The sequence below is a fragment of the Nocardiopsis sp. CC223A genome, assembly GCF_030766825.1.
GTDB lineage: Bacteria > Actinomycetota > Actinomycetes > Streptosporangiales > Streptosporangiaceae > Nocardiopsis.
The window spans coordinates 1-25,032 of record NZ_JASFDV010000080.1 but is presented as its reverse complement, the minus strand read 5'-3'; the positions used below and the strand labels follow the sequence as shown (position 1 = coordinate 25,032).

At 74.2% G+C, this 25,032-nt stretch carries 25 protein-coding genes, 1 pseudogene and 1 riboswitch; of the genes and pseudogenes, 10 read left to right on the top strand and 16 right to left on the bottom strand.

The window, feature by feature from the left end; genetic code table 11:
• Positions 1 to 30: 30 nt before the first annotated feature.
• A riboswitch (cobalamin riboswitch) is annotated at positions 31 to 236 on the bottom strand.
• A 189-nt stretch (positions 237 to 425) separates the two neighbouring features.
• On the top strand, positions 426 to 1,385 hold the full coding sequence (locus tag QJS33_RS25155) for an oxidoreductase (RefSeq protein ID WP_306370546.1): 960 nt from the start codon (positions 426 to 428) through the stop codon (positions 1,383 to 1,385).
• Between the two features lie 176 nt (positions 1,386 to 1,561).
• On the top strand, positions 1,562 to 1,987 hold the full coding sequence (locus tag QJS33_RS25150; RefSeq protein WP_306370545.1) for a GNAT family N-acetyltransferase: 426 nt from the start codon (positions 1,562 to 1,564) through the stop codon (positions 1,985 to 1,987).
• A gap of 132 nt (positions 1,988 to 2,119) precedes the next feature.
• Here QJS33_RS25150 and QJS33_RS25145 read toward each other — a convergent pair whose 3' ends face one another.
• The 5 genes from QJS33_RS25145 to QJS33_RS25125 form a co-directional block, all read right to left on the bottom strand.
• On the bottom strand, positions 2,120 to 3,358 hold the full coding sequence (locus QJS33_RS25145) for an RNA polymerase sigma factor (RefSeq protein WP_306370544.1): 1,239 nt from the start codon (positions 3,356 to 3,358) through the stop codon (positions 2,120 to 2,122).
• Complete coding sequence (locus QJS33_RS25140; RefSeq protein ID WP_306370543.1) at positions 3,349 to 3,750, bottom strand: YciI family protein; 402 nt, start codon at positions 3,748 to 3,750, stop codon at positions 3,349 to 3,351. The genes QJS33_RS25145 and QJS33_RS25140 overlap by 10 nt, the downstream gene beginning before the upstream one ends.
• A 122-nt stretch (positions 3,751 to 3,872) precedes the next feature.
• The gene (locus tag QJS33_RS25135; protein WP_306370542.1) at positions 3,873 to 5,366 is read right to left on the bottom strand and encodes an aminopeptidase P family protein; all 1,494 of its coding nucleotides are present in this window, start codon (positions 5,364 to 5,366) and stop codon (positions 3,873 to 3,875) included.
• A gap of 196 nt (positions 5,367 to 5,562) precedes the next feature.
• The gene (locus tag QJS33_RS25130) at positions 5,563 to 6,096 is read right to left on the bottom strand and encodes a GNAT family N-acetyltransferase (RefSeq protein WP_306370541.1); all 534 of its coding nucleotides are present in this window, start codon (positions 6,094 to 6,096) and stop codon (positions 5,563 to 5,565) included.
• 313 nt (positions 6,097 to 6,409) lie between these two features.
• Positions 6,410 to 7,348: an oxygenase MpaB family protein gene (locus QJS33_RS25125; RefSeq protein WP_306370540.1), complete on the bottom strand. Its 939-nt coding sequence runs from the start codon at positions 7,346 to 7,348 to the stop codon at positions 6,410 to 6,412.
• Positions 7,349 to 7,617: 269 nt separating this feature from the next.
• Between QJS33_RS25125 and QJS33_RS25120 the strand changes: the two genes are divergently transcribed.
• Positions 7,618 to 8,343 (top strand): nuclear transport factor 2 family protein, encoded by a 726-nt coding sequence (locus QJS33_RS25120; RefSeq protein WP_306370539.1) that lies wholly within the window; start codon positions 7,618 to 7,620, stop codon positions 8,341 to 8,343.
• A gap of 66 nt (positions 8,344 to 8,409) precedes the next feature.
• On the opposite strand, the gene QJS33_RS25115 is transcribed toward QJS33_RS25120, so the two are convergent.
• Together QJS33_RS25115 and QJS33_RS25110 are read right to left on the bottom strand one after the other, a co-directional pair.
• Positions 8,410 to 9,090, bottom strand: coding sequence for a response regulator transcription factor (locus QJS33_RS25115; protein WP_306370538.1), 681 nt, complete (start codon positions 9,088 to 9,090; stop codon positions 8,410 to 8,412).
• Entirely contained in the window at positions 9,060 to 10,451 is a 1,392-nt protein-coding gene (locus QJS33_RS25110) for a sensor histidine kinase (RefSeq protein WP_306370537.1), read from the bottom strand. Before QJS33_RS25110 ends, QJS33_RS25115 begins: the two co-directional genes overlap by 31 nt.
• A 204-nt stretch (positions 10,452 to 10,655) precedes the next feature.
• On the opposite strand from QJS33_RS25110, the gene purB reads away from it, so the two are divergent.
• Both purB and QJS33_RS25100 read left to right on the top strand, forming a co-directional pair.
• The gene (gene purB, locus QJS33_RS25105) at positions 10,656 to 12,086 is read left to right on the top strand and encodes an adenylosuccinate lyase (protein WP_306370536.1); all 1,431 of its coding nucleotides are present in this window, start codon (positions 10,656 to 10,658) and stop codon (positions 12,084 to 12,086) included.
• 158 nt (positions 12,087 to 12,244) lie between these two features.
• A complete protein-coding gene (locus QJS33_RS25100) occupies positions 12,245 to 12,421 on the top strand; it encodes a hypothetical protein (RefSeq protein ID WP_306370535.1) in 177 nt (58 codons plus the stop codon).
• Between the two features lie 201 nt (positions 12,422 to 12,622).
• On the opposite strand, the gene QJS33_RS25095 is transcribed toward QJS33_RS25100, so the two are convergent.
• Positions 12,623 to 13,588, bottom strand: coding sequence for a threonine/serine dehydratase (locus tag QJS33_RS25095; protein WP_306370534.1), 966 nt, complete (start codon positions 13,586 to 13,588; stop codon positions 12,623 to 12,625).
• Between the two features lie 67 nt (positions 13,589 to 13,655).
• On the opposite strand from QJS33_RS25095, the gene QJS33_RS25090 reads away from it, so the two are divergent.
• On the top strand, positions 13,656 to 14,252 hold the full coding sequence (locus QJS33_RS25090) for a flavin reductase family protein (protein WP_306370533.1): 597 nt from the start codon (positions 13,656 to 13,658) through the stop codon (positions 14,250 to 14,252).
• A 67-nt stretch (positions 14,253 to 14,319) separates the two neighbouring features.
• Here QJS33_RS25090 and QJS33_RS25085 read toward each other — a convergent pair whose 3' ends face one another.
• Positions 14,320 to 15,699, bottom strand: a complete 1,380-nt coding sequence (locus QJS33_RS25085) for a cellulase family glycosylhydrolase (RefSeq protein WP_306370532.1) — start codon at positions 15,697 to 15,699, stop codon at positions 14,320 to 14,322.
• A gap of 392 nt (positions 15,700 to 16,091) precedes the next feature.
• The gene (locus tag QJS33_RS25080; RefSeq protein ID WP_306370531.1) at positions 16,092 to 16,760 is read right to left on the bottom strand and encodes a maleylpyruvate isomerase family mycothiol-dependent enzyme; all 669 of its coding nucleotides are present in this window, start codon (positions 16,758 to 16,760) and stop codon (positions 16,092 to 16,094) included.
• A 105-nt stretch (positions 16,761 to 16,865) separates the two neighbouring features.
• Between QJS33_RS25080 and QJS33_RS25075 the strand changes: the two genes are divergently transcribed.
• The 3 genes from QJS33_RS25075 to QJS33_RS25065 are packed head-to-tail and all read left to right on the top strand — an operon-like array spanning position 16,866 to position 19,557.
• Complete coding sequence (locus QJS33_RS25075) at positions 16,866 to 17,312, top strand: MarR family winged helix-turn-helix transcriptional regulator (protein WP_306370530.1); 447 nt, start codon at positions 16,866 to 16,868, stop codon at positions 17,310 to 17,312.
• Complete coding sequence (locus tag QJS33_RS25070; RefSeq protein ID WP_306370529.1) at positions 17,309 to 19,045, top strand: DEAD/DEAH box helicase; 1,737 nt, start codon at positions 17,309 to 17,311, stop codon at positions 19,043 to 19,045. The genes QJS33_RS25075 and QJS33_RS25070 overlap by 4 nt, the downstream gene beginning before the upstream one ends.
• Positions 19,042 to 19,557, top strand: coding sequence for a hypothetical protein (locus tag QJS33_RS25065; RefSeq protein WP_306370528.1), 516 nt, complete (start codon positions 19,042 to 19,044; stop codon positions 19,555 to 19,557). The genes QJS33_RS25070 and QJS33_RS25065 overlap by 4 nt, the downstream gene beginning before the upstream one ends.
• Here the strand turns inward: QJS33_RS25065 and QJS33_RS25060 are convergent.
• The 3 genes from QJS33_RS25060 to QJS33_RS25050 form a co-directional block, all read right to left on the bottom strand.
• A complete protein-coding gene (locus QJS33_RS25060) occupies positions 19,548 to 20,057 on the bottom strand; it encodes a hypothetical protein (RefSeq protein WP_306370527.1) in 510 nt (169 codons plus the stop codon). The genes QJS33_RS25065 and QJS33_RS25060 overlap by 10 nt on opposite strands.
• Before the next feature lie 76 nt (positions 20,058 to 20,133).
• Positions 20,134 to 20,754, bottom strand: coding sequence for an FMN reductase (locus tag QJS33_RS25055; protein WP_306370526.1), 621 nt, complete (start codon positions 20,752 to 20,754; stop codon positions 20,134 to 20,136).
• Positions 20,751 to 21,863 carry an LLM class flavin-dependent oxidoreductase gene (locus QJS33_RS25050; protein ID WP_306370525.1) on the bottom strand — a complete coding sequence of 371 codons (1,113 nt, stop codon included), beginning with the start codon at positions 21,861 to 21,863 and terminating at the stop codon, positions 20,751 to 20,753. The genes QJS33_RS25055 and QJS33_RS25050 overlap by 4 nt, the downstream gene beginning before the upstream one ends.
• Positions 21,864 to 22,138: 275 nt before the next feature.
• Between QJS33_RS25050 and QJS33_RS25045 the strand changes: the two genes are divergently transcribed.
• Complete coding sequence (locus QJS33_RS25045) at positions 22,139 to 22,327, top strand: hypothetical protein (protein WP_306370524.1); 189 nt, start codon at positions 22,139 to 22,141, stop codon at positions 22,325 to 22,327.
• Between the two features lie 278 nt (positions 22,328 to 22,605).
• Here QJS33_RS25045 and QJS33_RS25040 read toward each other — a convergent pair whose 3' ends face one another.
• The 3 genes and pseudogenes from QJS33_RS25040 to QJS33_RS25030 all read right to left on the bottom strand — a co-directional run.
• Positions 22,606 to 22,800, bottom strand: a complete 195-nt coding sequence (locus tag QJS33_RS25040) for a hypothetical protein (RefSeq protein WP_306370523.1) — start codon at positions 22,798 to 22,800, stop codon at positions 22,606 to 22,608.
• 220 nt (positions 22,801 to 23,020) lie between these two features.
• A complete protein-coding gene (locus tag QJS33_RS25035) occupies positions 23,021 to 23,422 on the bottom strand; it encodes an ADP-ribosylation/crystallin J1 (protein ID WP_372339713.1) in 402 nt (133 codons plus the stop codon).
• 434 nt (positions 23,423 to 23,856) lie between these two features.
• A pseudogene (locus QJS33_RS25030) lies at positions 23,857 to 25,032 on the bottom strand (serine/threonine protein kinase); the annotation flags it as partial.

The window sequence follows — 25,032 nt, the reverse complement described above, 5'->3', positions numbered from 1 at the left end:
CGTACGCGGGGCCCGCGGGTGACCCGGCGGCCCGTCACCGCCGGCGCCAGCAGGTCTTCGGACTCGGGGTCGTCCGGAGCGGAGCGCCTTCCCGGGGCTGTGCCCCAGTGGCCGCCCGGGACGCGGGGTCCCGAAGCATGCCCGCCCGTCACCCTCACCGCTGCGCGTCAGTCCCGGATTCGCACCGGGTTCCCTGCCCCACGACGTGGAGTACGACTGGCCCGAAGAGCGTACAACGTCCGTGTCCGGCTCCGACCAGCGGTCTTGCCTTCCCGTCTCCACGCTGCCCGCACCGTTCCTGGCCCGGCCGCCGGCACCGCGTCGGGGGGGCGGCCCGGCCGCCGGGCACCGTTGCCGGGGGACGCTCTGGCGGGGTGCGCGCACCGCTTGACCTGGAGCGCGCTCCAGGCGGCAGGATCGCGGGCATGGACACTCCCACTCCCCTGCGCAGCGGGTTCGGACACGACTCGACGGCCGACGACGTGCTCGCCGGCTCCGATCTGGGCGGCCGGTTCGCCGTGGTCACCGGCGGCTACTCCGGGCTGGGGCTGGAGATGACCCGGTCCCTGGCCCGGGCCGGGGCCGAGGTGCTGGTGCCCGCGCGCCGCCCCGACCGGGCCGGCGAGGTGCTGGCGGACGTCCCCCGGGCCTCGGTGGCGGCGCTCGACCTGTCCGACCAGGCCGACGTCCGCCGCCTGGCCGGGGACGTGCGCGCGGCCGGGCGGCCCGTCGACCTGGTCGTCAACGCGGCGGGGATCATGCGGGGACCGCGCACGACGGTGGGCCCGGGGTGGGAGGCCCACCTGGCGGTGCACCACCTCGGGCACTTCACGCTGACGGTGCTGCTGGCGCCGGTCCTGGCGGAGGGTGCGCGGGTGGTGGGGCTGTCGTCGGCCGGGCACTTCCTGTCGGACATGCGCTGGGAGGACCCGCACTTCGCCCGGCCCGGCGCGTACGACCGGTGGACCGCCTACGGCCAGTCCAAGACGGCGGTGTCCCTGGCCGCGCTGCACCTGGACGGTCTGTTGGCGCCGCGCGGGGCGCACGCGTTCTCGGTGCACCCGGGCAGCATCCTCACCCCGCTGCAACGGGAGGTGCCGCTGCGGACCCGGCGCGAACTGGGGTGGGTGGTCGGGGAGGACGACCGGCCCGCCCCCGGGTTCAAGACCCCGGAACAGGGCGCGGCGACGGCGGTGTGGGCGGCGACCTCCCCGCTGCTGGAGGGGCATGGCGGTGCCTACTGCCAGGACTGCGACATCGCCGCGCCCGCGGACTCCGACGACATGCTCGCGGGCGGGGTCAAACCGTGGGTACTGGACCGCGGGGCCGCGGAGCGGCTGTGGTGGTGGTCCGCCGGCGCCACCGGCGTCGGCGCCGTCCTCTGAGCCCCCGCCGCGGTCGTCCGGGCCGCCCGACGGCGGCGCAGGCCGAGGCCGGGGCGGCCGTTCGGCCGTCCCCGCGGCCGTCGGCGCCGGAGACCTCCGTCGCCGTCACCCCGCCGCGCGCCGCCGCCTGATCCGTGCCAGACTCCACCGGTCACGGCAACGGAAGGGGGCGGTCCATGGCCGAGGTGGAGGTGCGCGCCTGCGCGGCGTCGGAGCCGACGCGCGACGAGGTGCTGGAACTGTACGGGTCGGTGGGCTGGGACGCCTACACCCGTGATCCGCAGGGGCTGATGCGGGCCCTGGCAGGGTCCCACCGGGTGGTGGCGGCCCGCCGGGACGGCCGTCTGGTGGGACTGGCCCGGTCGGTCTCCGACGGGGAGACCGTCGTGTACCTCCAGGACGTGCTGGTGGACCCCGGCGAGCAGCGCGGCGGGCTGGGGCGGCGGCTGCTGGAGGAGCTGTTCGCCGGGTACCCGGACGTGCGGCAGCGGGTGCTGCTCACCGACGACGAGGACCGGCAGCGGGCGTTCCACGAGGCCCTCGGGTTCACGGAGGTGCACGACCACGCGCCGCCGCTGAGGGCGTTCGTGCGGTTCGGGTGAGCGTCCCGGGACGGCCCGCGCCGGGGCTCCGGTGCCGTCCCCCGGCGGGCGAAGGGCCGGGGCCTTCGGGCGCAGCGCCCCAGGAGCGCGCGCTCGCACGGCCCGGCCGACCCGGCAGCGGTTCCGCACGGTTCACCCCAGGGCGGCGCGCTCGTCCTCCAACCGGGAACGGGCTCCGGGGTCCGTGGTGAGGGAGACCGCGCGGTCGTAGGCGGTGCGGGCCGGGCCGGTACGGCCCAGGGCGCGCAGCAGGTGGGCGCGCACCGCCCAGGCGGGGGCGAAACGCGCGGCCCGCTCCCCCCAGGGGGTCGTCTCCTCCTCCAGCAGTGCCAGGCCCGCGGCGGGCCCGTCGGTCTCCGCGGTGACGGCGGCAAGCGCGGTCGCCGACCCCAGGGTGGGGGCCAGCCGGTGCAGGTGCCGGTACAGCTCGCGCAGGTGGTCCCAGGCGACGGCGCCGGTGTCGGCGCGGGCGCAGTGCACCGCCTGGGCGGCGGCCTCCAACTGGAAGCGGCCGATGTCGCCCAGGGCGTGGGCGGCGCGCAGGTGGGCGCGGCCGCGTTCGATGAGCGCGCGGTCCCAGCGGGCGGTGTCCTGTTCGGCCGGGGGCACGGGGTGGCCCCGCTCGTCCAGGCGGGCGGGGGCGCGGGCCGCCGCCAGGGCGATGAGCGCGGCCAGGCCGCGGGCCTCGGCGCTGTCGCGGACCAGCCGCGCGAGGAGCTCCGCCAGGTCCAGGGCCTCGGCGGTCAGGCCGGTGCGGGGCTCGGTGCCGCCGATCTCCCAGTCGACGGCGTGGACGCCGTAGACCGCCTCCAGGACGTGGTCCAACCGTCCGGGCAGGGCGTCCCGGTCGGGGATGCGAAAAGGCACGCCCGCCTCCTTGATCCGCTTCTTGGCGCGGGTGAGCCGGGCGGCCAGGGTGGGCGCGGACAGGGCGAACGCCGGGGCGATGCGGGCGACCGTCAGGCCCAGGACGGTGTTGAGCATGAGCGGGGTGCGCACGGCGGGGTCGATCGCCGGGTGGGCGCACACCAGCATGAGTTCCAGGCGGCGGTCGCCGACGGCGTCCACGTCGGGGGTGTCGTCGGCGGCCCGGGCGTGCCGGTCCGGGTCCAGTGGCACCCCGGTGCGCACGGCGGCCGACCGCCAGTGGTCGCGCAGCCGGTTTCGGGCCACCGTGAACAGCCAGGCGTCGGGGTCGGCGGGGACTCCGTCGCGCGGCCAGGCGGTGAGGGCGCGTTCGTAGGCGTCGGCGAGCGCGTCCTCGGCCGCGGGCAGGTCGCCGGTGGGTGCGGCCAACAGGGCGAGCAGGCGCCCGTGGGAGGTGCGGGCCGCGCGGGCGGCCCGCACCGCGGCGTCGCCGGTCAGGTCCATGCGCCGTCGATGTAGGAGGTGGCGGCGGGGCGGATCTCCAGGACCCCGTACTGGGCACCCGGGCACTTCTCGGCCCAGGCCAGGGCGGCGTCCAGGTCGGGGACGTCGATGACGAACACCCCGGCCAGGGCCTCCTTGGTGTCGGCGAAGGGGCCGTCCTGGATGCGCAGCCCGCCCTCGCGGCGGGTCAGCGTCGTGGTGGTGCGCGGGGTGGCCAGTACCTCGGCGGCGACCAGCACCCCGGCGGCCTCCAGGGCCCGGCCGTAGGCGCCGAAGGCCTCCTGCATGGCCTCGATGGCCTCCTGCGGGATCTCGCCCTCGGCGGGTTCGGCGTTGTGCAGCAGCAGCGCGTAGCGCATGGCGGGTTCCTCTTCCTCGTCGTCGTTCCACATGACCACCCGGAAGGGCGGTTCGCAAGGATGACGATCGAGGGGTCCGGGATTCGACGTCCGCTCGAAGAAATCCGGCCCGCCCGTGCCGAGGGACGGCACGGGCGGCCCGGGGGCGCCGTTGGTCAGGAACGCGGCAGGCGCTCGGCCAGCCAGGCCTCGACCTCGGCGGAGGAGCGCGGCAGGCCCGCCGACAGGACGGCGCGCCCGTCCTCGGTGACCAGGACGTCGTCCTCGATGCGCACGCCGATGCCGCGCAGTTCCTCGGGGGCGGTCAGGTCGTCGGCCTGGAAGTACAGGCCGGGCTCGACGGTGAGGACCATGCCGGGCTTCAGGTCCCCGTACAGGTGGACCTCCTGGCGGGAGACCGCGCAGTCGTGCACGTCCAGGCCGAGCATGTGGCCGGTGCCGTGCAGGGTGTAGCGGCGCTGGAGCCCCAGCTCCAGGACGCGGTCCACCGGGCCCTGGAGCAGGCCCCACTCGATCAGGCCCTCGGCGAGCACCCGCTGGGCGGCCTGGTGGAAGGCGATGAACGGGGCGCCGGGGGCGACGGCCGCGATACCGGCCTCCTGGGCGGCGTACACCAGGTCGTACACCTTGCGCTGGATGTCGGTGAAGGTGCCCGAGACCGGCATGGTACGGGTGACGTCGGCGGTGTACAGGGTGGTGGTCTCCACACCGGCGTCGAGCAGCAGCAGGTCGCCGTCGCGGACGGGGCCGTCGTTGCGGGTCCAGTGCAGGGTGGTGGCGTTGGCGCCGGAGGCGGCGATGGTGCCGTAGCCGACGTCGTTGCCCTCCACCCGGGCGCGCAGGAAGAACGTGCCCTCGATGAACCGCTCGGAGGTGTCCTTGGCCTGCGGCAGGGTCCGGGCCACGTCCTCGAAGCCGCGGACGGTGGCGTCGACGGCCAGCTGCAACTGGGCGATCTCCCACTCGTCCTTGACCAGGCGGTGGTCGGCCAGGGTGACGGCGAGCTCCTCGTCCAGGGAGGCGGACTTGGCGCGGGCCTCCTCGTCGGCGTCGCCGCGCACCCCGTCGATGACGGCGTCGAGCCCGGCGTCGTGGCCGCGGACGATGCGCACGGCGGTGTCGGTGGCCGCCAGGACGTCGGAGAGGGTGGTGACGTCGGCGGTGGGTACGCCGAACAGGTCGGCGGCCTCGGAGAGGCTGTTGCGGCGGCCGGTCCACAGCTCGCCGTAGCCGCCGAGCCAGAACTCGCCGTTCTCACGGTCGGAGCGCGGCTTGAGGTAGAGGACGCCGTCGTGGCCGCCGTCGGCGCGCGGGGTGAGGACCAGGCAGCCGCCGTCGGAGGTGTCGCCGGTGAGGTAGGCGTAGTCGCTGGCGGCCCGGAAGGGGTACTCGGTGTCGTTGGAGCGGGTGAGCAGCTGTCCGGCGGGGACGACGATCCGCTCGCCGGGGAAGGCGGCGCTGAGCGCGGCGCGGCGGCGGGCGGTGTGCTCGGCCTGTTCGATGGGCTCCAGGTCGCGGCGCTCGGTGTCGGCCCACCCGGTGGTCATCCATGCGGCGAGCTCGTCGGAGACCGACTGCGCCTGGCCGTTCTTGCGTGGCGTGAACACGAAGGTGCTCGTGTCGGCTCCGGGGCGCTGCTGCTCGCTCACGTTGTGACTCTCCTCGTCGTGCGTTGTTCCGGACGGCCGCTGCGGGGCGGCCCCGGCGCCCATCGTACGGCGGCGCGCGACGCCGCGGACGCCGCGCGGACATAGCGAACCCCATAACGCCCGAACACGCCCCGTTATGCCCTCGTGACCGAGATCGGCGCAGGTGGGGACGGGTGTCGGAACAGGACCGGCGTGGTCAGAGCGTGTGCACGAAAGGGATGGCCTTGGGGTAGGGCAGGTCGGCGACGGCGGCGGGGTCCACCCGCCGGTAGCCGATGCGCTCGTACAGGGTGACCGCCTCGGGCTGGTTGGGGCCGGTGAACAGGATGACGTCGCGGTAGCCCAGGGCGCGGGCGGCGTCCTCCAGGGCGGTCATGACCCGGCGGCCCAGGCCGCGCCGCCGGTGCCGGGCGGAGGTCCAGATGCGTTTGAACTCGGCGGTGTCGGGGCGCTCGCCGGTGCCCTGGTGATAGGGGCGCAGCGCTCCCCCGGCGACGATCTCGCCGTCCAGTTCGGCGAGGACGACCCGGCCGTGGGGTGCGGCGAACTCCGAGATCGGGTAGCGGGACAGCTCGCTCGCGGCGCCCTCTGCGCCGTAGCGTTCGGTGTACTCCTCCAGCAGGCCGTCGAGCAGTCCACGCACCCGGGGGTCGTCGTGGCGGACGGTGAGCATGCGCACTCCCCCGGCCCCGACGCGTCCGACCGCCGTCCCGTCCTGAGCCCGCGCCATGGTCCCCTCCCCCGTACGAAAGGGCGTCCGCGGACGCCCGCCGGGAATGCTACCGGCGCCCGGACCACCCCGCCACGCGGCGAACGTCACCCCCGCCGGAGGGTGGTCTTCAGGGACGGCTCTCGCCGGTCCGGTGCTCGGCGGGGGTCGCCGGAGCGGGCGCAGCCCGCGCGGGAGTCGCCGGAGCGGGCGCAGCCCGCACGGGGGTGGACCGCACGGGAGTCGCCGGAGCAGGCGCAGCCCGCACGAGGGCAGGCCGCGCGGGGGTAGGCCGCGCGGGGGTGGACCGCACGGGGATGGGCCGCGTGTCGGCTCAGGACTCGGCGGGGACCCGCGGGACGGGGACGGCGGTGGTGTCGGGGGCGCGGAAGCGGGTGCGCGAGCGCAGCGCGCGGAACCCGTTCTCCACCCGGTACCCGGCCGCCAGCAGCCGCTCGCGGGCCTCCTCCGCGCTGCGCAGGGTCGCCTCGTCGAAGATGAGGTTGTAGTAGCGCTCGGGGACCCGGTTGAGTCCGGCGCGCAGTGCGCGCAGGGCCGCGGTGGCGGCGGCCTCCCGGCCCGGGAGCTCGGGCAGGACCCCGTACTCGCGGCGCGCCCAGGCGGGCAGGGTGGCGTAGGACAGGGCGCCGACCGGGAACCACAGGGGCCGCAGCGGGGCCAGCGCGGACAGGTGCTCGGGCACCGAGGGCCACAGCAGGAACCGGACCGCCTGCCGGGCCTCGGGGGTGACGCGCAGCGCGGGCCGGACCTCGGCCAGGTAGCGGCGCATGTCCGCGACCGAGCGCGGCACGTCGTCCCGGGACAGGCCCACGTAGGTGGCGGTGACCGACTGCTCGTCGAAGTAGCGGTCGAGTTCGGCGGGGGTGAGGGGCACCCCGGCGCGCACCGCGGTCTCCAGGTAGGACGTCACCTCGGCGCAGTGCACCCACACCAGCAGGTCGTGCTCGTCGACGCGGTGGCGGCGGCCGGTGGCGGGGTCGGTGAACGACAGCGCCCGGTGTACCCGGCGGATGTGCCCGCCCAGCCGGTCCGCCTCCTCCGGGGAGCCGTAGGTGGTGACGGCGACGAAGTGGGCGGTGCGCAGCAGCCGCCCGGTGGGGTCGCTGCGAAAGTCCGACCGCTGCCACACGCCCTGCATCGCCACCGGGTGCAGGGCCTGCAACATGAGGGCGCGCACACCCGCCACCCACATGGCGCGGTCCAGGTGGACCTCCCAGGTGACGCTCTCGGGCGCGGCGACGGTCGGTCTCATCGGCTCTCCTCCAGGGCTGCGCGGGGGGTTTCGCACCTGGGCCGGGGCCCGGGACTCTGCTCGTACGACCCCACGATACGTCGGCCCCCGCGGCGCCCTCCGGCGCCCCGGCCGCTGGGGCCCGCCCCGGACCCATTGTCGAGAAAGCACTGATTCTTGGCGTACGAACGGTCCGGTCAGGGCGCAACCTGTGGTTAGTGGGACGTTCTCGGGCCCGACCCTCGGCAGTACGTCCCCGCCTTTCCCTTCGTTCGAATGTGGAGTGGGACATGTCCGCGCAGAACCAGGTTCGCTTCGATGCCGAGACGTACCGCCGTGCCGTCGAGGCAACGGACGCCGACACCCTGATCGCGATGTTCAAGGACGACGCCGAAATGGAGATGTTCGACAAGCGCACCCCGCCGGGCTCCCCCGCGGTGCTGCACGGCAAGGAGGCCATCGCCCCGGTCGTGCGTGAGCTGTGTGAGCGGGACATGACGCACGAGGTGCTCCAGGTCGCCGTGGACGGCGACCACGTCGCCTACACCGAGCGGTGCGTCTACCCCGACGGCGCCATGGTCATGAGCAGCACCATGCTGGACCTGAGCGACGGCGCCATCGCCCACCAGGCCACCGTGCAGGCGTGGGACGAGGAGGCGCACGAGCAGATCGAGGTGGTCGACTTCGACGCCGCCGACATGCAGCAGTCGTTCGACCACGGGCACGCGGAGATCGCGCGGCTGGCCGGCCACAACGTCACCAGGCTCACCCTGGAGCCGGGGTGGCGCTGGTCGGAGCACCGGCGCGAGGAGGCCGGCACGGAACTGTGCATGCTCACCCACAGCGCCATGGTCCTGTCCGGCACCCTGAGGTTGCAGATGGCGGACGGCACCGAGAAGGACGTGACCGCCGGCCGGATCGCGTTCGTCCCGCCCGGGCACGACGCCTGGGTGGTCGGCGACGAGACCGTCGTGGCGATCGACTGGACCGGCAACGACCGATCCGGGCAGGCGTAGGGCCCCGGCGGTGGACCGCCGGGGCCGTGCGCCTGCCGTGCGGGTCGGCCGCCGACCGGGGACCGGTCAGTTGCCGCGCAGGTAGGCCAGGACGGCCTGGACGCGGCGGTGCACGTCCTCGTCGGGCGGCAGGTCGAGCTTGGCGAGGATGTTGCCCACGTGCTTGCCGACGGCGGCGTCGCTGACCGTCAGCCGGCGGGCGATCGCGCCGTTGGAGTGCCCCTCGGCCATCAGCGCCAGGACCTCGTGCTCGCGCGGGGTGAGGCGCTCCAGCGGGTCGGAGCGGCGGCGCAACAGCTGGCGGACCACCTCGGGGTCGACGAACGTGGCGCCCTCCACCACCCGGCGCAGCACCGACGCGAACTCGCGCACGTCGCCCACCCGCTGCTTGAGCAGGTAGCCCACGCCGTGGCCCTGCCCGGAGTCGAGCAGGTCGGAGGCGTAGCTGAGCTCGACGTACTGGCTGAGCGCCACCACCGCCAGGTCGGCGTTGCGGCGGCGCAGCTCGACGGCGGCGCGCAGCCCCTCGTCGGTGAAGTCCGGGGGCATGCGGATGTCGGTGACGACCAGGCCGGGCCGGTGCTCGTCCACGGCCTCGATCAGGGCGTCGCCGTCGCCGACGGCGGCCACCACCGGGAACCCGAAGCGTTCCAGGACGCCCACCAGACCCTCCCGCAGCAGCACGCCGTCCTCCGCGAGCACGGTGGGGACGGGCGTCACCTCGGGTCCGTCCGGTCGATCGTGCACGGCAGCTCCACTCGGATACGGGTCGGACCCCCCTGGGGGCTGGACAGGTCCATTGTGCCGCCCATGACCGCGACGCGGTCGCGCATCCCGGTCAGGCCGCTGCCCCGCACCGGGTCGGCGCCGCCGGGCCCGTAGTCGGTGACCTCCACCACCAGGGTGTCGCCGTGGGCACCGGGCGCCAGGAAGGCGTGCACGGTGGCGGCGTTGGCCTCGGTGTGCTTGTAGACGTTGGTGAGCGCCTCGGCGACCACGAAGTAGGCGGTGCCCTCCACATGGGAGGGGGGCCTGCGGGGAAGGTCCGCCTGGACGGTGACCGGGACGGGCGAATGGTCGGCGAGTTCGGCCAGGGCGGCGGGCAGGCCGCGGTCGGTCAGGACGCGCGGGTGGATACCGCGGACGAGTTCACGCAGTTCGGTGATGAGCTCGTCGGCCTTGCGCTGGGCGGCGGCCAGGCGGCGGTCGGCCTCCGAGTTCTCGTCGACGTCCAGCCGGGCCATGCCCAGGTCCATGTTCAGGGCCACCAGGCGCTGCTGGGCCCCGTCGTGCAGGTCGCGTTCGATGCGGCGGCGCTCGTACTCGAAGGCGTCGACGAGGCGGGCCCGGGAGTGGGTGACCTCGGTGAGCTCGGCGCGCAGCTCCTCCTTGGGCGGGCCGACCAGCAGGGCGCGGGCCAGGGAGCCGTGCCCGTAGGAGGTGACGCCGCACAGGTACACGGCGGCCAGGAGGGTGACCGGGGAGAGCAGGGTCAGGGGCAGCGCCTCCTCGGTGGTGGTGGCGGCGAGGGGGCCCAGGCTGATCTGGGCGCCTGGGACGTCCTCGACCAGGAACGGCCCCATCAGCAGGACGAGGGTGAAACTCACCAGGGTTCCCATCACCACGATGATCAGGAAGGTGAGGGGCAGGAGCAGGAACAGGTAGACGACCTCGCGCCAGGTGGCGGCCTCGGTGTAGCGGACCCTGATCCACCCCCACAGCCCGGGCGGGGGGACGCGGTGGCCGCTCTCGGCGGGGCGGGGCGAGACCAGGCGCAGCCGTCGGCGTTCCACGGCGGCCAGCGGCAGGGAGAGCAGCGGGCCGAAGCACACGATCAGGATCAGGCCGACCAGCAGGACGAGCACCAGCTGGGACGGGTCGCCGACGGTACCGATGGGTGGTTCGAGCAGGGCGATGGCCACTGCGGTCCAGGGCATGTACAGCGGGGTGGCGACCATCATGGTGATGAGGCCGATCACCACCGTGGTGGCCGTGTAGGCGATCGCCCTCAGCGACCAGCGGGAGACGAGGAAGCCCGGTCGGGCCATCGCCCGGAGGAGGTCGGCGGATGCGCCCGGGGTGCGCTGCCGTACGGTGCCTGTGGTCATGTCTCCACGGTAGGAGGCCGGGTCGTCCCGGGGAATCCGCCCGGCCACCGGGTCCGGGGTAGGGCCTCCCCCACCCTCACGGCACCGGGCGGGAAGGACGCCTGACGCGACGACCTCGTCCACGACCTCCCCACCCTCACGGCACCGGGCGGGAGGGGCGCCTGAGCGCGGGCGTGCCTGCTCAGGACGGTAGGGTGAACGAACGTGAGCGCGAAACCCGTTATCCCCGATGTCCTGGCCGCCCGGTACGCCTCGGCGGAGCTGACCCGGCTGTGGTCCCCGGAGTACAAGGTGGTCGCCGAGCGGCGGCTGTGGCTGGCCGTCCTGCGGGCGCAGGCGCGTCTGGGCGTGGACGTCCCCGACGGCGTGGTGGCCGACTACGAGAAGGTCCTGGAGCAGGTGGACCTGGAGTCCATCGCAGCCCGTGAGCGGGTCACCCGCCACGACGTCAAGGCGCGGATCGAGGAGTTCAACGCCCTGGCCGGGCACGAGCACGTGCACAAGGGCATGACCTCGCGCGACCTCACTGAGAACGTCGAGCAGTTGCAGGTCCGCGACAGTCTGCTGCTGGTGCGCGACCGCACGGTGGCGCTGCTGGCGCGGCTGGGCCGCCTGGCCGCCGAGCACGAGACGACGGTGATGGCCGGCCGGTCGCACAACGTGGCGGCGCAGGCCACCACGCTGGGCAAGCGGTTCGCGTCGATCGCCGACGAGGTGCTGGTGGCGTTCGGTCGGCTGGAGGAGCTGATCACCCGCTACCCGCTGCGCGGCATCAAGGGCCCGGTGGGCACCGCCCAGGACATGCTGGACCTGCTGGGCGGTGACCGGGCGGCCCTGGCGCAGCTGGAGGACGAGGTGGCCGCCCACCTGGGGTTCACCCACCGGTTCACCAGCGTGGGCCAGGTGTACCCGCGGTCGCTGGACTTCGAGGTGCTGACGGCGCTGGTGCAGCTGGCGTCGGGCCCGTCGTCGCTGGCCAAGACGATCCGGCTGATGGCCGGGCACGAGCTGGTCACCGAGGGCTTCGCCGAGGGCCAGGTGGGCTCCTCCGCGATGCCGCACAAGATGAACACGCGCTCCTGCGAGCGGGTCAACGGGCTGGCGGTGATCCTGCGCGGGTACGCGTCCATGGCCGGCGAGCTGGCCGGCGACCAGTGGAACGAGGGCGACGTGTCGTGCTCGGTGGTGCGCCGGGTGGCGCTGCCGGACGCGTTCTTCGCCTTCGACGGCCTAGTCGAGACGATGCTGACGGTGCTGGACGAGTTCGGCGCCTTCCCCGCGGTGATCTCGGCGGAACTGGACCGGTACCTGCCGTTCCTGGCGACCACCAAGATGCTGATGGCCGCGGTGCGCGAGGGCGTGGGCCGGGAGACGGCGCACGAGCTGATCAAGGAGCACGCCGTGGGCTCGGCGCTGGCGATGCGCCAGGACGGTGTGGGCAACCGGCTGCTGGAGCGGCTGGGCGGGGACGAGCGGTTCCCGCTGGACCGGACGGCGCTGGACGCGCTGCTCGCGGACCGGATCACGTTCACGGGAGCGGCGGCCGACCAGGTCGGCGCGGTGGTGGGGCGGATCGACGCGATCGTGACGCTGCACCCGGAGGCGGCGGCGTACACACCGGGGTCCATCCTCTAGCGCCCTCCTCTCTTTCTCTGCCCTCGTGTGCGGGGCCCGGGGCCGGTGGCCCCGGGCCCCGTTCCCTATGGCGCAGTTCACTCCCACGAACACTGGGTTCGAAAGTTAACACCTATTACGGTTGTGGAGTCGGCGTTCCGCACCCCCTGGAGGTTCCGTTGACCGACCCCGACTCCTTCGGCACCGCCCTGTGGACCCTGCTGCTGATCACCGGGATGGTCCTGGCCTTCGGCACGGCCGCCCTCAGCGACATGGCGCTGCGCCGCCGCGAGGACCGCGAGGCGCGGGCCCGCCGCGAGGCCGCCGACCGGGAGCGCCCCGGCACCGTCGCCTGACCGGCCTCGCCGGGGGACCGGGCGTACCGGGCCCCCGAGGACGCAACCGGGGTCGGTGCGGCCCGCCGCCGTCCGGCCCCCACCGCACACCCCGGGCCGACCCGTGCGCCGCTGCGGCCCCCTCCGCTGCGGCGGCGTCGGGGCGGAGCGGTATGCCGGGACCTCCCGGGCGCGTCGACCTCTGCCCCCTCTCCTGTCGGCTCAGCGGTGCTCGGCGATGATCCGGGAGAACAGGTCCGGGTCGACGTTGCCGCCGGAGACCACCGCGACCGTGGCCTCCGGCCTGCCCGGCTCCGCGGGCACCCGCCCGGCCAGGATCGCCGCCGCGGCCAGCGCCCCGCTGGGTTCGGCCACCACCCGCGCCCCCAGGGCCAGGTGCGCGACCGCCCGGGCGATCTCGTCCTCGGTGACGGTGACGATCGCGTCCAGCCGGCGGCGCAGGTGCTCGAAGGTGAGGTCGGACAGGCACACCCGCACCCCGTCGGCCATGGTGCGGTGGGTGCGCTCGGGCTCCCAGAAGATCCGGCGGCCCCGTTCCAGGCTCTCGGCGGCGTCGGCGGCCAGCTCTGGCTCGACTCCGACGACCCGTATCCGGCGCGGGTGGACGGTCCGGGCCGCCGTGGCCACCCCCGAGGCCAGCCCGCCCCCGCCGACCGGGACGACGATCGTGGTCACCTCCGGTGACTGCTCCAGGATCTCCAGGCCCACCGTGCCCTGGCCGGCGATGACGGCCGGGGCGTCGAACGGCGGGATCAGGGCCGACAGCTCGGCACGCGACATCTCCTCGGCGACCTCGGCGCGCCGCTCCGGTGGGACGAGGACCACCCGGGCGCCGCGGTCCCGCATCCGGTCCACCTTGACCTTGGGTGCGTCGTCGGGGACGACCACCGTGCAGGGAACGCCCATCCGGGCGGCGGCGTAGGCCAGGGCCTGGCCGTGGTTGCCGGAGGAGTGGGTGATGACTCCGCGGGCGCGCTGGGCGGGGGTGAGCAGGGCGACGGCGTTGGTGGCGCCGCGCAGTTTGAAGGCGCCGGTGGGCTGTAGGCTCTCGGGTTTGACGAGGAACGGCGGGCCCTGGGGCGGTCCGGCGGTCAGGGGGGTGCGCACGACCGAGCCCTGGAGACGGGCGGCCGCGGCGCGGATGTCGTCTGCTGAGACCAGTTCCATGTCCGGGGTATGCCCCCGCCCCGGCCGCCCTCACAGGCCCGCGGCTCCCTGTGGATAATCGGTGGTGATGCGCACCGAATGGACTCCTCACGACCTGCCCGGCCGGGCCTTCTACCGGATGATGACCGCGGTGGTGGTGCCGCGGCCGATCGCCTGGGTCTCCACCACCTCCGCCGACGGCGTGGACAACCTCGCCCCGCACTCCTTCTTCAGCATCGCCTGCGCCGATCCGGCGATCGTGCAGTTCACCTCCGTCGGACGCAAGGACTCCCTGCGCAACGCGGAGGCCACCGGCGAGTTCGTCGTGAACCTGGCGTCCGAGCCGCTGTGGAAGGAGGTCAACGCCTCCGGGACCGCGTACCCGCCCGAGGTGGACGAGTTCGAGGCGCTGGGGATCGAGCGCGAGGCGAGCGCGGCGGTGCGCCCGCCCCGGGTCGCGGCCTCCCCGGTGGCGCTGGAGTGCGCGCTGCACTCGACGGTGGGGTTCGGCACCTCCACGGTGGTGTTCGGCCGGGTGGTGCATGTGGCGGTGGACGCCGACGCGCTGGGCGCGGACGGCCTGCCCGAGGTGGAGCGGCTGCGGCCGCTGGCGCGCCTGGGCCGCAACGAGTGGTCCACCCTGGGCGAGGTGCGCGCGGTCGACCGCGTCCCCTACACCCCCTGAGCCGTCCGTTCGCCGGGGTCCCCGGGCGCGGACCCGGTGGTCGGCGCGCCCGGGGACGGAACGGACGTCAGGATTCGCAGGTCAGGGCCGGGGCCTGCGGGCTCCCCTCGCTGGAGCCGGTGAAGCCGAACGTGGTCGACTGCCCGGAGGCGAGCGTGCCGTTGTAGGAGAGGTGCGCGGCGGTGACGTCCGCGCCGTCGGCGGTCACCTCGGCGTTCCACGCGTGGACGACGTGCTGCCCGGGGGCGTGGGTCCAGCGCACCGTCCACCCGGTCAGGTCCTCGGTGGCGGTGACGGTCACGTCGGCCCGGAAGCCGCCCGACCATTCCTGGACGATGACGTACTCGGCCTCGCAGCCCCCGCCGGGCTCCTGGGTCGGCTCCTCGGTGGGTTCCTCGGTCGGTTCCTCGGTGGGCTCCCCGTCACCGTAGACGGGCGCCTCCACGGAGGTCTCGGCGATGCCGTCGGGCCCGTTGAAGAGCCGCTCGCCCCAGGGGGTGAGCCGGTCGGCGTCGAAGTCCTCCACCAGGTCGAGGTACTCCACGCCCCCGCCGTTGCCGCTCCACGACCAGCCGAGGTAGCCCAGCCCGAGCCGGCGGGTGTGGGACAGGATGGCGTCCTCGTCGGGGTTCCCGTCGCTGTGGTCGTGGCCGAACTCGCCGACGATCAGCGGCAGCCCGGCGTCGACGAAGTGCTCCAGGTAGGAGACCACCGTGGACTCCTGGGCGTAGACGCCGTACATGTGGATCGAGAAGAGCGTGTTGGCCTCCGGGTCGGCGGCGAAGACCGACGCGGCGTCGTCGCGCATGGTGTGCGACCAGTCCTGGCCCCAGTTGGGGGCGTCCGCGACCAGGGTGTGGTGGAAACCGGCGTCCCTCAGCCTGGCGATCGCCGCCGAGGTGTCGGACGCCCAGTCCGCCACGGTCGCCTGGTCGTTGCCGTAGGGCTCGTTGCCGATGTTGACGAGGACGTGGTCCTCCTCGCCGTGCAGGGCGTCCTGGACGCGCAGCCAGTAGTCGACGGCCTGGTCGAGGGTGGCCGCTCCGGCCTGTTCCCCGTAACCGGTGGTGTCGTGCACCTCCAGGACGCAGATGAGCCGCCGGGCCTTGCACTCGGCGACCACGGCGGACACGTCGGCGGTGCCGTTCTCCGTCCACCGGTCGCCGCTGCTGAGCACGACGCGGACGGTGTTGGCGCCGAGGTCCTTGATGTCGGCGAGGGAGCCGGTCTCCTGCGGGTACCAGGTGTGGGCGTGGTTGACGCCCCGCATCACGAAGTCGTTGCCGGCCGCGTCGACGAGGCGGCCGTTCTCGATCCGGAAGCCGGTGTCGGCCTCGCCGGAGGCGGTGAGGTGCACCCCGGGGGGCGCGGCGGGAACGGCCCACGCGAAGGCGAGGGCGGCGATCCCGATCAGGGCCACGAGGGCCACGGACAGACGTTGGACCATGGGGGGTTTCTCCTCAGAGACGAAGGACAACGTTGTCTTCTTGTGGCAAGCCTTCCCGAAAATCCAGAGGAAAGGGGACACGACACCGTGAGACAACGTTGTCATCTCACACGGAAGGGTCCGGCGGATGAGCGGGCGGCACCGGAGGGGTCCGGCATCGACACCACCGCCCGGGTGCGGCCCGGGCCGCACCCGTCGGACGCGGAGCACCCCCTACGGGAGCGCTCCCATGACCGATGGGGAGAAGTTAACACCGGCGACGCCACCGCGCAATGGTCGGGAAACCGACACTTCGGGGGACCGGGTACCGCCCCCGGTCGCCCCGGGACACGCGGGAACCGTGTCGCCGCAGGCGACCGGGGTGGGCTCGGCCGCCCGGCCCACCGCACGGATCAGACGGCGAGGGGCTCGCGGGTCGCGGGCATGAGGGACAGGGCGGGCAGGATCGGCGCGGGGTCGCCGGTCCAGTCCATGGCGGCGATCTGGCCGGGGGTGCGCCGCCCCATGAGGGCGCGGTAGAGCTCGAAGGCCGTGCCCCGCCAGTGCGGTCCGCCGTCCGCGCCCAGGGTCCAGGAGCGGTCGGCGTCGACGGCGGTGACGGTCGGCCCGGGCGCCTGCTCGGGCCAGGCGCGGCCCAGGCCGGTGAGGGCGAAGTCGAGCAGGGTGTCGGCGTGCTCGGTGACGGGGTCCAGGCCCAGGGCGCCGCGGATGTCGTTCTCGTGGGTCCACACGTCCACCACCGGCAGGCGGTAGCGCAGCCGGGTCTCGGTCCCCAGCAGGTCCAGCAGGGCGGGGGTGCCCGCGCGCCACTCGTCGCAGACCTGCGCGATGCCCCGGCCGGCCCGCTCCGCGACCTGGCGGGCGGTGACCTCGTCGGAGGCGGGCGGGGTGACGGTTCCGGCGACCACGTCGGCGCACAGTCCGGCCAGGTGGGCATAGGTCTGGTGGACGGTCCAGTCGGGGCAGGCGGGGACGGTGGTGTCCAGGGCGGCGGCGTCGAGACCGCCGGCCAGGGCGATCAGTCGCTCCTGGACCTCGCTGTAGATGCGCACGGAATCCATGCGCGCCACCTTACCGAACACCGTTCGGATGCGATGCCCCGGAGGCCCGCTGCGAAAAACCACTGACTCGTGCAGATAATGAGCAATACAGGTACTCTGGATCGGGTGAACGACGACACCGCCGACCGCATCACCCGCCTGCTGCCGCCCTGGATGAGCGCCGTCGACGCGATCAACGCCGCCGTCGCCGCCCGTGCCGGCATCGGGGAGTCCGACCTGGCCTGCCTGCACGAGATCGTGGTGGACGGCCCACTGCCCGCCGGGGAGCTGGCACGGCGCCTGCGACTGACCACCGGGGCGATCACCCGGATGGTCGACCGGCTCGCCGCCGACGGGCACGTGCACCGGCTGCGCGACGACGCCGACCGCCGCCGGGTCCTGGTGGCCGCCGCCCCCGGCGTCCGGGAACGGATGACCGCCCACTACGCCCGGCTCGACCGGGCCACCCGGGGGGTGCTGGACGGGTTCTCCGAGGAGGAGGGCCGGGCGATCGCCCGGTTCTTCGAGGAGAGCCTGCGGGCCGTGCACGCCCTGGCCGAGGAGGACGTGTGAGCGCTGGCCTCCAGTTGACCTATCTGCCCGATCACGCCTGCTGGTTCTTCTGGCGGCCCGACGGATCCCCCGTCCGGTCGCCGCTGCCCGGCGCCGCGGCGACCGCGACGCTGGCCGTGCCCGACGGCGACCGGACCGCCGCCCGCGAGGTCGACGGTGTGGAGGTGGCCGTGGACACCGGTTGGGAGTGGCTCGCCGGTCGGGCCCCCTCCCCCGGCGACAGCGGCGCGCTGGCCGCCTGGACCCGCGGCGTCCGCGCACCCGGACCGCTGCCCCCGGCCGCGCACTGCGCGGTGACCGCCGACGGCGGCCACATCCGCTCGGCCCTCGCCACCCTGCGCCTGCTGGACCGCGACCGCCGCGTCCTGGAGGAGCTGGCGGGCTTCGACGGACGGCTGCGCGGCTACCAGCTGGCGGGGGTGCGGTGGCTGCGCGCCCGCCCCGGCGCGATCCTGGCCGACGACATGGGCCTGGGCAAGACGGTGCAGGCGCTGGCGCTGATGCTGCTGTACCCCGACCGGCCGCACCTGGTGGTGTGCCCGACCTCGGTGACCGCGAACTGGGAGCGCGAGGCCGCCCGGTACGCCCCGGACCTGGCCGTCACCGACGGCCCGCCCGGGCCCGGCACGCTCACGGTCGTCTCCTACACGCGGCTGCGGCTGGACTCCGACCGGTACGACCGCGACTGGGGTGTGGCGGTGCTGGACGAGGCCCAGCAGATCAAGAACCCGCGCACCCTGGCCCACCGGGCCGCACGGCGGCTGCGCGCCGACCACCGGGTCGCGATGACCGGCACCCCGGTGGAGAACGGGCTGTCCGACCTGTGGGCGCTGGCCGAGGTCGTGGCACCGGGGCGGCTGGGGACCCGGCGGGCCTTCCACGACCGGTTCGTGGCGCCGATCTCCCGGCGCGGTTCGGCCGCGGCCGCCGCCCGCCTGGCCGCGCGCACCCGCGACCTGGTGCTGCGCCGCACCAAGGCGGAGGTCGCCGCCGAGCTTCCCGCCCGCGAGCACGTCGACCTGCCGTGCCCGCTGACCGAGGAGCAGCAGTGCATGTACGGACACGCCCTCGACGAGGCGTTCGGTCGCGGGTTCGGGTCCGGTGCGACGCGCCGCGGAAACGTGCTGGCGCTGCTGACGCGGCTGGGGCAGATCTGCAACCACCCCGTCCAGGCGGGCTCACAGGGGCCGCTGGCCGGGCGGTCGGGCAAACTCGACCGGCTCACCGACATGCTCGGAGAGGCCGTGGCCGCCGGGACGGGCTGCCTGGTCTTCACCCGGTACACCGCCATGGGGCGGCTCATCGTGTCCCACCTGGCCGACGCGCTCGGGATCGGAGCGCCGTTCCTGCACGGGGGGCTGACCTCGGGGGCTCGGGACCGGATCGTGCGGGACTACCAGGAGGGGAAGGGGTCGGGGGTGTTGGTGCTGTCGCTGCGGGCGGCCGGGTTCGGGATCACCCTGACCCGGGCGACGACGGTGGTCCACTACGACCGGTGGTGGAACCCCGCGGTGGAGGACCAGGCGTCGGACCGGGTGCACCGCATCGGCCAGGACCGGCCGGTGACCGTGTACGCACTGCGCGCTGCGGGCACCCTGGAGGACCGGATCGCCGCCGTGCACGGGCACAAGCGCGGGCTGGCGGGGGCGCTCACCCGGGGCGGGGAGGCCGAGCTGCTGACACTGCCCGATGCGGAGTTGTACGAGGTGCTGCGGCCGGGAGGGCGGCGATGACGCGCGAGTTCGGGGTGACGGCGTTCGGCCGGGCGTGGCTGCGGCGGATCGAGCCGGTCACTGTGACGGGGGTGGACCGCGACCTGGTGCGGGCGCGGTCGCTGGCCCGCCGGGGCGTGGGCGACCCGGTGGTCGACGGGAGCCGGGTTCGGGCGACGGTCACCGAGCGGGGACGCGAGCACGCGGTCGCGCTGGCGGTCCCGGCGTGGGACGCCCGGGAGCGAGCACTGGCCGACCGGGCGCTGGCGGGACACGACCCGGGCGATCCGTCCGACGAGGCGGCCGCGGCGCTGGCCGCGGCGGGGGTGGGGATCGCCCCAGACCCGGCGGAGCTGGCCCCGGGCTCCGAGGTGAGGCGGGCGCACCTGCTGGCGGTGTGCTACCGGCTGGTGCGGTGCATCGACGAGGACCCGCGGCTGGCGATCGCACTGCGGGCGCCGGACGGCCGGGGGCCGCGGGACCCGGACCTGATCCCGCTGGCGGAGGTGGGCACTGCCGGCTTCTACGGCTGAACCGGGGCTCGAATATCACCGGCGCCGGGCGGGCCCGTCCCGTGTCGGCGCGATGCGGGATCCTCGCGGCCGGAGGGACGGTCCGCAGGGGACGCCCCGGCACCCCGGACCGGAGCGCCGACCGGAAGGGTGGCTTCCGGGGGTCGGTTCCAGGCCTCGTCGGGCAGGAGCCACGGCCCGTCGCCCGGTTCCTCGGCGACGGCCGCCGCCAGGACGCGGGCGGTCTCCCAGCGGGCCGAGGCGTGTACGGCGGCGGGCGCCCACTCGTCCCCGGCCATGGCGTTGAAGACCGCGACCAGGGCGGACAGGTTCCGGCGCACCCCCTCCGGGAAGACGTCCGTCCGCGTCGCGGCGTAGCCGTGGAAGTCGTCGATCCGGAGGGCGATCTCGTCGACGGCGAATCCGGTGCGCCGCACCCACGCGAGTCGGCGCTCGGTGTCCCAGGAAGCGGTCTCAACGGCCTCACGCAGGTAGCAGAGGTGGGAAGGGGTCAAGGACACGGGGGCAGGGTAGCGGGTTCGGGCGCGGGACGGCCCCGGCCGGGGTTCCCGGTCCGGGGCCGTGCGGGTGGGCGGGTCAGGTGCCCAGGCCGGACATCAGGTCGGCGAAGGCGACCGGCTCGTCGTAGGGGTCCTCCGCGCGCTGCTCGTGGTCGGCGGCCAGCAGGGCGAGTTGGCGGCCCGCCCGCTCGATGCGCTCGTTGAGCTCGCGGGCGCCCTCCTCGCCCGATCCCCAGTCCTCCGAGGCCGCGTAGACACCGGTCGGGACGACCAGTGCGCGGGCGTAGGAGAACATCGGCCGTAGGGCGTGCTCCAGGACCAGCGAGTGGCGCGGGCTGCCGCCGGTGGCGCCGACGAGCACCGGGACCGAGTCCAGCGCGCCCTGTTCCACCACGTCGAAGAACGACTTGAACAGTCCGCTGTAGGAGGCGTTGAACACCGGGGTCACCGCGATGATCCCGTCGGCCTCGGCCACGTCGGACAGCACGCCCGGCAGTTCGCCGGTGGGCACCTGGGTGACCATGGCGTTCATGACGTCGTGGGCGAGTTCGCGCAGTTCCACCGTGCGCACCTGCGCCCGGATCCCCCGGTCCCCCAGGGCCCGCTCGGTGGCGGCGGTGAGCCGGTCGGCGAGCAGCCGGGAGGACGACGGGGTGCTCAGCCCCGCCGAGACGGTGACGATGCGGCGGACGGTCATTCCCGGACCTCCGTGTTCTCCTCGTTGTGGTCCCCGGCCCGCTTCGCGGCGAGCATCGAGGCGTGGGTGGGCGCGTCGGGGACGTGTGCGGGACGGTTGGCGGCGAACTCCTTGCGCAGCACCGGCACGACCTCCTCGCCCAGCAGGTCCAGCTGCTCCAGGACGGTCTTGAGCGGCAGGCCCGCGTGGTCCATGAGGAAGAGCTGGCGCTGGTAGTCGCCGAACATCTCGCGGAAGGTCAGGGTGCGGTCGATGACCTGCTGCGGGCTGCCGACGGTCAGCGGCGTCTCGCGGGTGAACTCCTCCAGGGAGGGGCCGCCGCCGTAGACGGGCGCGTGGTCGAAGTAGGGCCGGAACTCCCTGACCGCGTCCTGGGAGTTCTTGCGCATGAACACCTGCCCGCCCAGGCCGACGATCGCCTGGTCGGCCTTGCCGTGGCCGTAGTGCTCGTAGCGGCGGCGGTACAGCGCGATGAGCTTCTTGGTGTGGGTGGCCGGCCAGAAGATGTTGTTGTGGAAGAAGCCGTCGCCGTAGTAGGCGGCCTGCTCGGCGATCTCCGGGCTGCGGATGGAGCCGTGCCACACGAACGGCGGGACGCCGTCGAGCGGGCGCGGGGTGGCGGTGAAGCCCTGCAACGGTGTGCGGAACTTTCCCTCCCAGTTCACGACGTCCTCGCGCCAGAGGCGGTGCAGCAGGTTGTAGTGCTCCAGGGCCATGGGGATGCCCTCGCGGATGTCGTAGCCGAACCAGGGGTAGACCGGGCCGGTGTTGCCGCGGCCCATCATCAGGTCCACCCGGCCGTCGGCGATGTGCTGGAGGAAGGCGTAGTCCTCGGCGATCTTCACCGGGTCGTTGGTGGTGATGAGGGTGGTCGCGGTGGACAGGACGATCCGGTCCGTCCTGGCGGCGATGTAACCGAGCATGGTGGTCGGCGAGGACGGCACGAACGGCGGGTTGTGGTGCTCGCCGGTCGCGAAGACGTCCAGTCCGACCTCTTCGGCCTTGAGCGCGATCTCGATCATGGCCTTGATGCGCTCGTGCTCGGTCGGTGTCCGTCCGGTGGTGGGGTCGGTGGTCACGTCGCCGACCGAGAAGATTCCGAACTGCATGGCCCGCTCCTGAATTGGCTTTCCAAGAAGTAGTTTCCCGAGAAACTATCATGCTCGAACGGCGGCCGCCCTCCCGCTATTCCCGGAGGCTCCCCCTGGGCCGGACTCTGTTCATCCACAGGCACGCTCCGTATCCGCAGAATGTCATCCGAACCTGCTATCCCTGGTAAAGCCGACACCATCCCGGTCACCCGGAGTCATGGACGGCCGGACACGAGGACGTCGAACACACCGGAAGGAGAAGGGCGCCCCCTCGACACCGCGCCCGAAACCACATGTCCGTCACCCTCGATCCCCGGCGGCTCCCCCACCACCGACCCGACGACCACGAGCGCGCCGACGCCGCGCGCCCCGACGGCCCCCGTCAGCCGGTGGTCCTGGCCGACGCACTGGCCGACGTCGTCACCGCGCTGAGCAGCCTGGACCCCGACCTGGCCCCCAGACCCCGCCTCGGCGAGGCCTGACCGCGCACACACCGGCGGCCGTATCGACGGTGTCGATACGGCCGTGCGGACGGCGCCCCCACCGGAGCGCCGCGCCGCCGTTCCGTGCGCCCTGGAACCGGTCGGCGGCCCGGACCGGTCAGGTACGGGCACGTGTCGATCCCGGCGCCGACCCACGCCGGCGGGCGGGCCGCCGGCTTCGGTGACACGGGCGCGGACGCTCCGGCCGCCACACCGACGCGGCCCGGCCGCCGGAGCGGTTCGGCGCCTTCCCGGACCCCCGGTGGGGGTCGGGCCCGTCACCCGCGTGCGAGCCCGGCGGAGGCCGCGGCCGGGCGGCGCAGGCTCGCGAGGGCGAGTCTGCGCCGCCCGCGGTCCAGGACGGACGGGGCGGGCAGCCCCCGCAGATAGCGGCTCTCGTCCGTCTCCGCACCGGGTGCGGGGGCCTGCGGGCCGGGCGTCATGGCGGTTCGCGTACCGTTCTGCGTGGTCATGGCCACCGTTCTCCTTATGTCCTCATGCCTTCGGGCGGTCGGCGGCCCGCCCCGGGACGGGCCCTCATCTGCTCCAACGGCGGTGCGGGCGGACCATGACGCCGAAATCAGCAGAATCTCCCCCGGCCCCGTCACCGGTCCCCGCTCGGCTCCGCGGCCAGGCCGGGAGAAGGCGGGGGTGGCGGAGGACACCGGTTACCGTCCGCGGTCCGGGGACCGGCTAGTGCGCGACCCCGCCCTCGTCGTGGCGCAGGCCCTCGGGGTGTTCGGGCAGGAACGACAGCACCAGGCGGATCGGCCCCACCAGGTGGGCGTTGAACTCCGCCAGCTCCTCGGCCGGCACCCACAGCTCCAGGATCGTGCGCCCGCCCGCCTGTTGCACCGGGTAGCGGGCGGCGAAGTCCGCGTCCACGTCGAACCGGGTCACGTACCCCGCCCCAGACCGGGGCAGGTTCCACTCGCGGGCGATGCGCGCGGCGTAGTCCTCGTTGAGGACCGGGTAGAAGATCGGCTGGTCCGGCAGGCGCGGCGGCCACTCCCGCCACCCCGACGCCCGCACCAGGGCCAGCTCCTCCGGTCCCGTCGGACGCCACAGCGTCATGGCCCCGGCCACACCGATCATCCCCCTCGTCGCCTGTGCGGGGATTTCGTACCCCGCGCGACCGGCAGCTTAGGGATTCCGTGGCCGGGTCCGCACCCGGTTTTTACCGCACGGGGTGAAAATCCTCGGAACCACGGGGAACACCGTAGCTGTACGAAGCGTTCTCACAGGTGAAGCGCCCCGAACCCCGGACCTCCAAGCCCCGCAGACCCCGATCCCGCCACTCACTGCCCAGGTCCCGAGGGCGTCGCACCACACATCACAGACCATGCGCGAACGTGCGCGTCGTGTCGGTAATGGGGGTTTCCGACACGAATTCATCGCCGCGTTCGCCTTCCCAGCGGCCGGACCGCACTCAGTGCTTCTGGCCGCGCCCGCCGGGCCCGTGTTGGGGGACACGGGCCCGGCCTGTGTCCGGGGTCCGCCGCCACCGCGCGGCGGGCCCCGGACCCTTTTCAAGGGCGCTCGTGATAGTCGATCAGGGTCCTGGGCTCGAACTCCACCTCGGAGAAGGAGAAGTCCTCGGTGGACTCGGCGATGACGGCGGCCGGCTGGCAGGGGGAGAGGTAGAAGGTGCGCCCGTCGGGGGTCCCCCCGATGTCGCGGCGGAAGAGGGCGCAGGACATCCGGTCGTCGATCATCCAGGTGGTACCGCCGGTCCCGCTGTAGCCGCCCAGCGCCTCGGTGCGCGCCGGGTCCGCGTTCTGGCCGTAGAACTCGGAGTCGTTCATCATCTGCGACACCTCCATCGCGTAGTCGCAGTCGATCTCCCAGCCGCTGGCCTGGACGTCCCATTCCCGGCCCGCCATGGACACGGTCCCGCACACGGGCGCGTGGACCGCCGCCCACCCGAACCCGTCGCCGGCGGACGTGACCTGCGGGTCCCGCACCTCGACCGGCCCGCCGACGGCGGTGAAGTCGACGCGCACCTCCCAGTCGTCGGTGGTGTAATCGGCCCGCACCGGGGCTCCGCCGCCGCCGACCTCCACCCGGGCGGACGCCTCCTCCTCGGTGAGGACGCCCCCGTCCAGGACCCCGAGCACGGTCGTCCCCGAGTACACGCCGTCCGCCCGGTCGACCCGCCCGGATGCGGCCAGGGCCCGCAGCGGGGCGGTCACCAGAGCGGCGGAGACGGAGTCGGCGGTCACGCTCGCGTCGACCGCGATGGGAGCGGCGGAGTCCTGCCAGGCCGCGCCGACGAGCTCCTGTTCCCGCGGGGCGTACACGTACAGTCCGCCGCGGTGGACGGCCACGGCGGTGGTCCCCTCGCCCATGGCGGTACCGCTGATGAGGAAACTCCCGTCGGCCGCGGAGTAGGCGTACTCCTCGACGACCGGCACGCTCCCGCCGATGGGAGTGCGCTCCACCCGGGCGGTGAAGCCCTCCCCCTCCTCCAGGACCTGCGCTGCGGCGAGCACCGCCTCGGCCGGGTCGTCGGCGACCCGGTCGTAGACCAGGTAGCCGCCACCGATCAGGCCCCCGGCGAGGAGGACGCCCACACCCGCGGTCGCCGCCTTGGACCCGGCCACGGCGGTCAGCACACCGCCGCCCTTGGCCGCGGCCGTACCCGTGGTCAGGCCGCCCGCCGCGGTGCCTCCCGCGGTGCCGCCGCCCGCGGTCGCCGTCCCGCC

Coding starts and splice junctions, on each gene's coding strand:
- QJS33_RS25155 (WP_306370546.1), top strand. CDS start 426: ATGGACACTCCCACTCCCCTGCGCAGCGGGTTCGGACACGACTCGACG.
- QJS33_RS25150 (WP_306370545.1), top strand. CDS start 1,562: ATGGCCGAGGTGGAGGTGCGCGCCTGCGCGGCGTCGGAGCCGACGCGC.
- QJS33_RS25145 (WP_306370544.1), bottom strand. CDS start 3,358: ATGGACCTGACCGGCGACGCCGCGGTGCGGGCCGCCCGCGCGGCCCGC.
- QJS33_RS25140 (WP_306370543.1), bottom strand. CDS start 3,750: ATGTGGAACGACGACGAGGAAGAGGAACCCGCCATGCGCTACGCGCTG.
- QJS33_RS25130 (WP_306370541.1), bottom strand. CDS start 6,096: ATGGCGCGGGCTCAGGACGGGACGGCGGTCGGACGCGTCGGGGCCGGG.
- QJS33_RS25125 (WP_306370540.1), bottom strand. CDS start 7,348: ATGAGACCGACCGTCGCCGCGCCCGAGAGCGTCACCTGGGAGGTCCAC.
- QJS33_RS25120 (WP_306370539.1), top strand. CDS start 7,618: ATGTCCGCGCAGAACCAGGTTCGCTTCGATGCCGAGACGTACCGCCGT.
- QJS33_RS25110 (WP_306370537.1), bottom strand. CDS start 10,451: ATGACCACAGGCACCGTACGGCAGCGCACCCCGGGCGCATCCGCCGAC.
- QJS33_RS25095 (WP_306370534.1), bottom strand. CDS start 13,588: ATGGAACTGGTCTCAGCAGACGACATCCGCGCCGCGGCCGCCCGTCTC.
- QJS33_RS25090 (WP_306370533.1), top strand. CDS start 13,656: ATGCGCACCGAATGGACTCCTCACGACCTGCCCGGCCGGGCCTTCTAC.
- QJS33_RS25085 (WP_306370532.1), bottom strand. CDS start 15,699: ATGGTCCAACGTCTGTCCGTGGCCCTCGTGGCCCTGATCGGGATCGCC.
- QJS33_RS25080 (WP_306370531.1), bottom strand. CDS start 16,760: ATGGATTCCGTGCGCATCTACAGCGAGGTCCAGGAGCGACTGATCGCC.
- QJS33_RS25065 (WP_306370528.1), top strand. CDS start 19,042: ATGACGCGCGAGTTCGGGGTGACGGCGTTCGGCCGGGCGTGGCTGCGG.
- QJS33_RS25055 (WP_306370526.1), bottom strand. CDS start 20,754: ATGACCGTCCGCCGCATCGTCACCGTCTCGGCGGGGCTGAGCACCCCG.
- QJS33_RS25050 (WP_306370525.1), bottom strand. CDS start 21,863: ATGCAGTTCGGAATCTTCTCGGTCGGCGACGTGACCACCGACCCCACC.
- QJS33_RS25045 (WP_306370524.1), top strand. CDS start 22,139: ATGTCCGTCACCCTCGATCCCCGGCGGCTCCCCCACCACCGACCCGAC.
- QJS33_RS25040 (WP_306370523.1), bottom strand. CDS start 22,800: ATGACCACGCAGAACGGTACGCGAACCGCCATGACGCCCGGCCCGCAG.
- QJS33_RS25035 (WP_372339713.1), bottom strand. CDS start 23,422: ATGATCGGTGTGGCCGGGGCCATGACGCTGTGGCGTCCGACGGGACCG.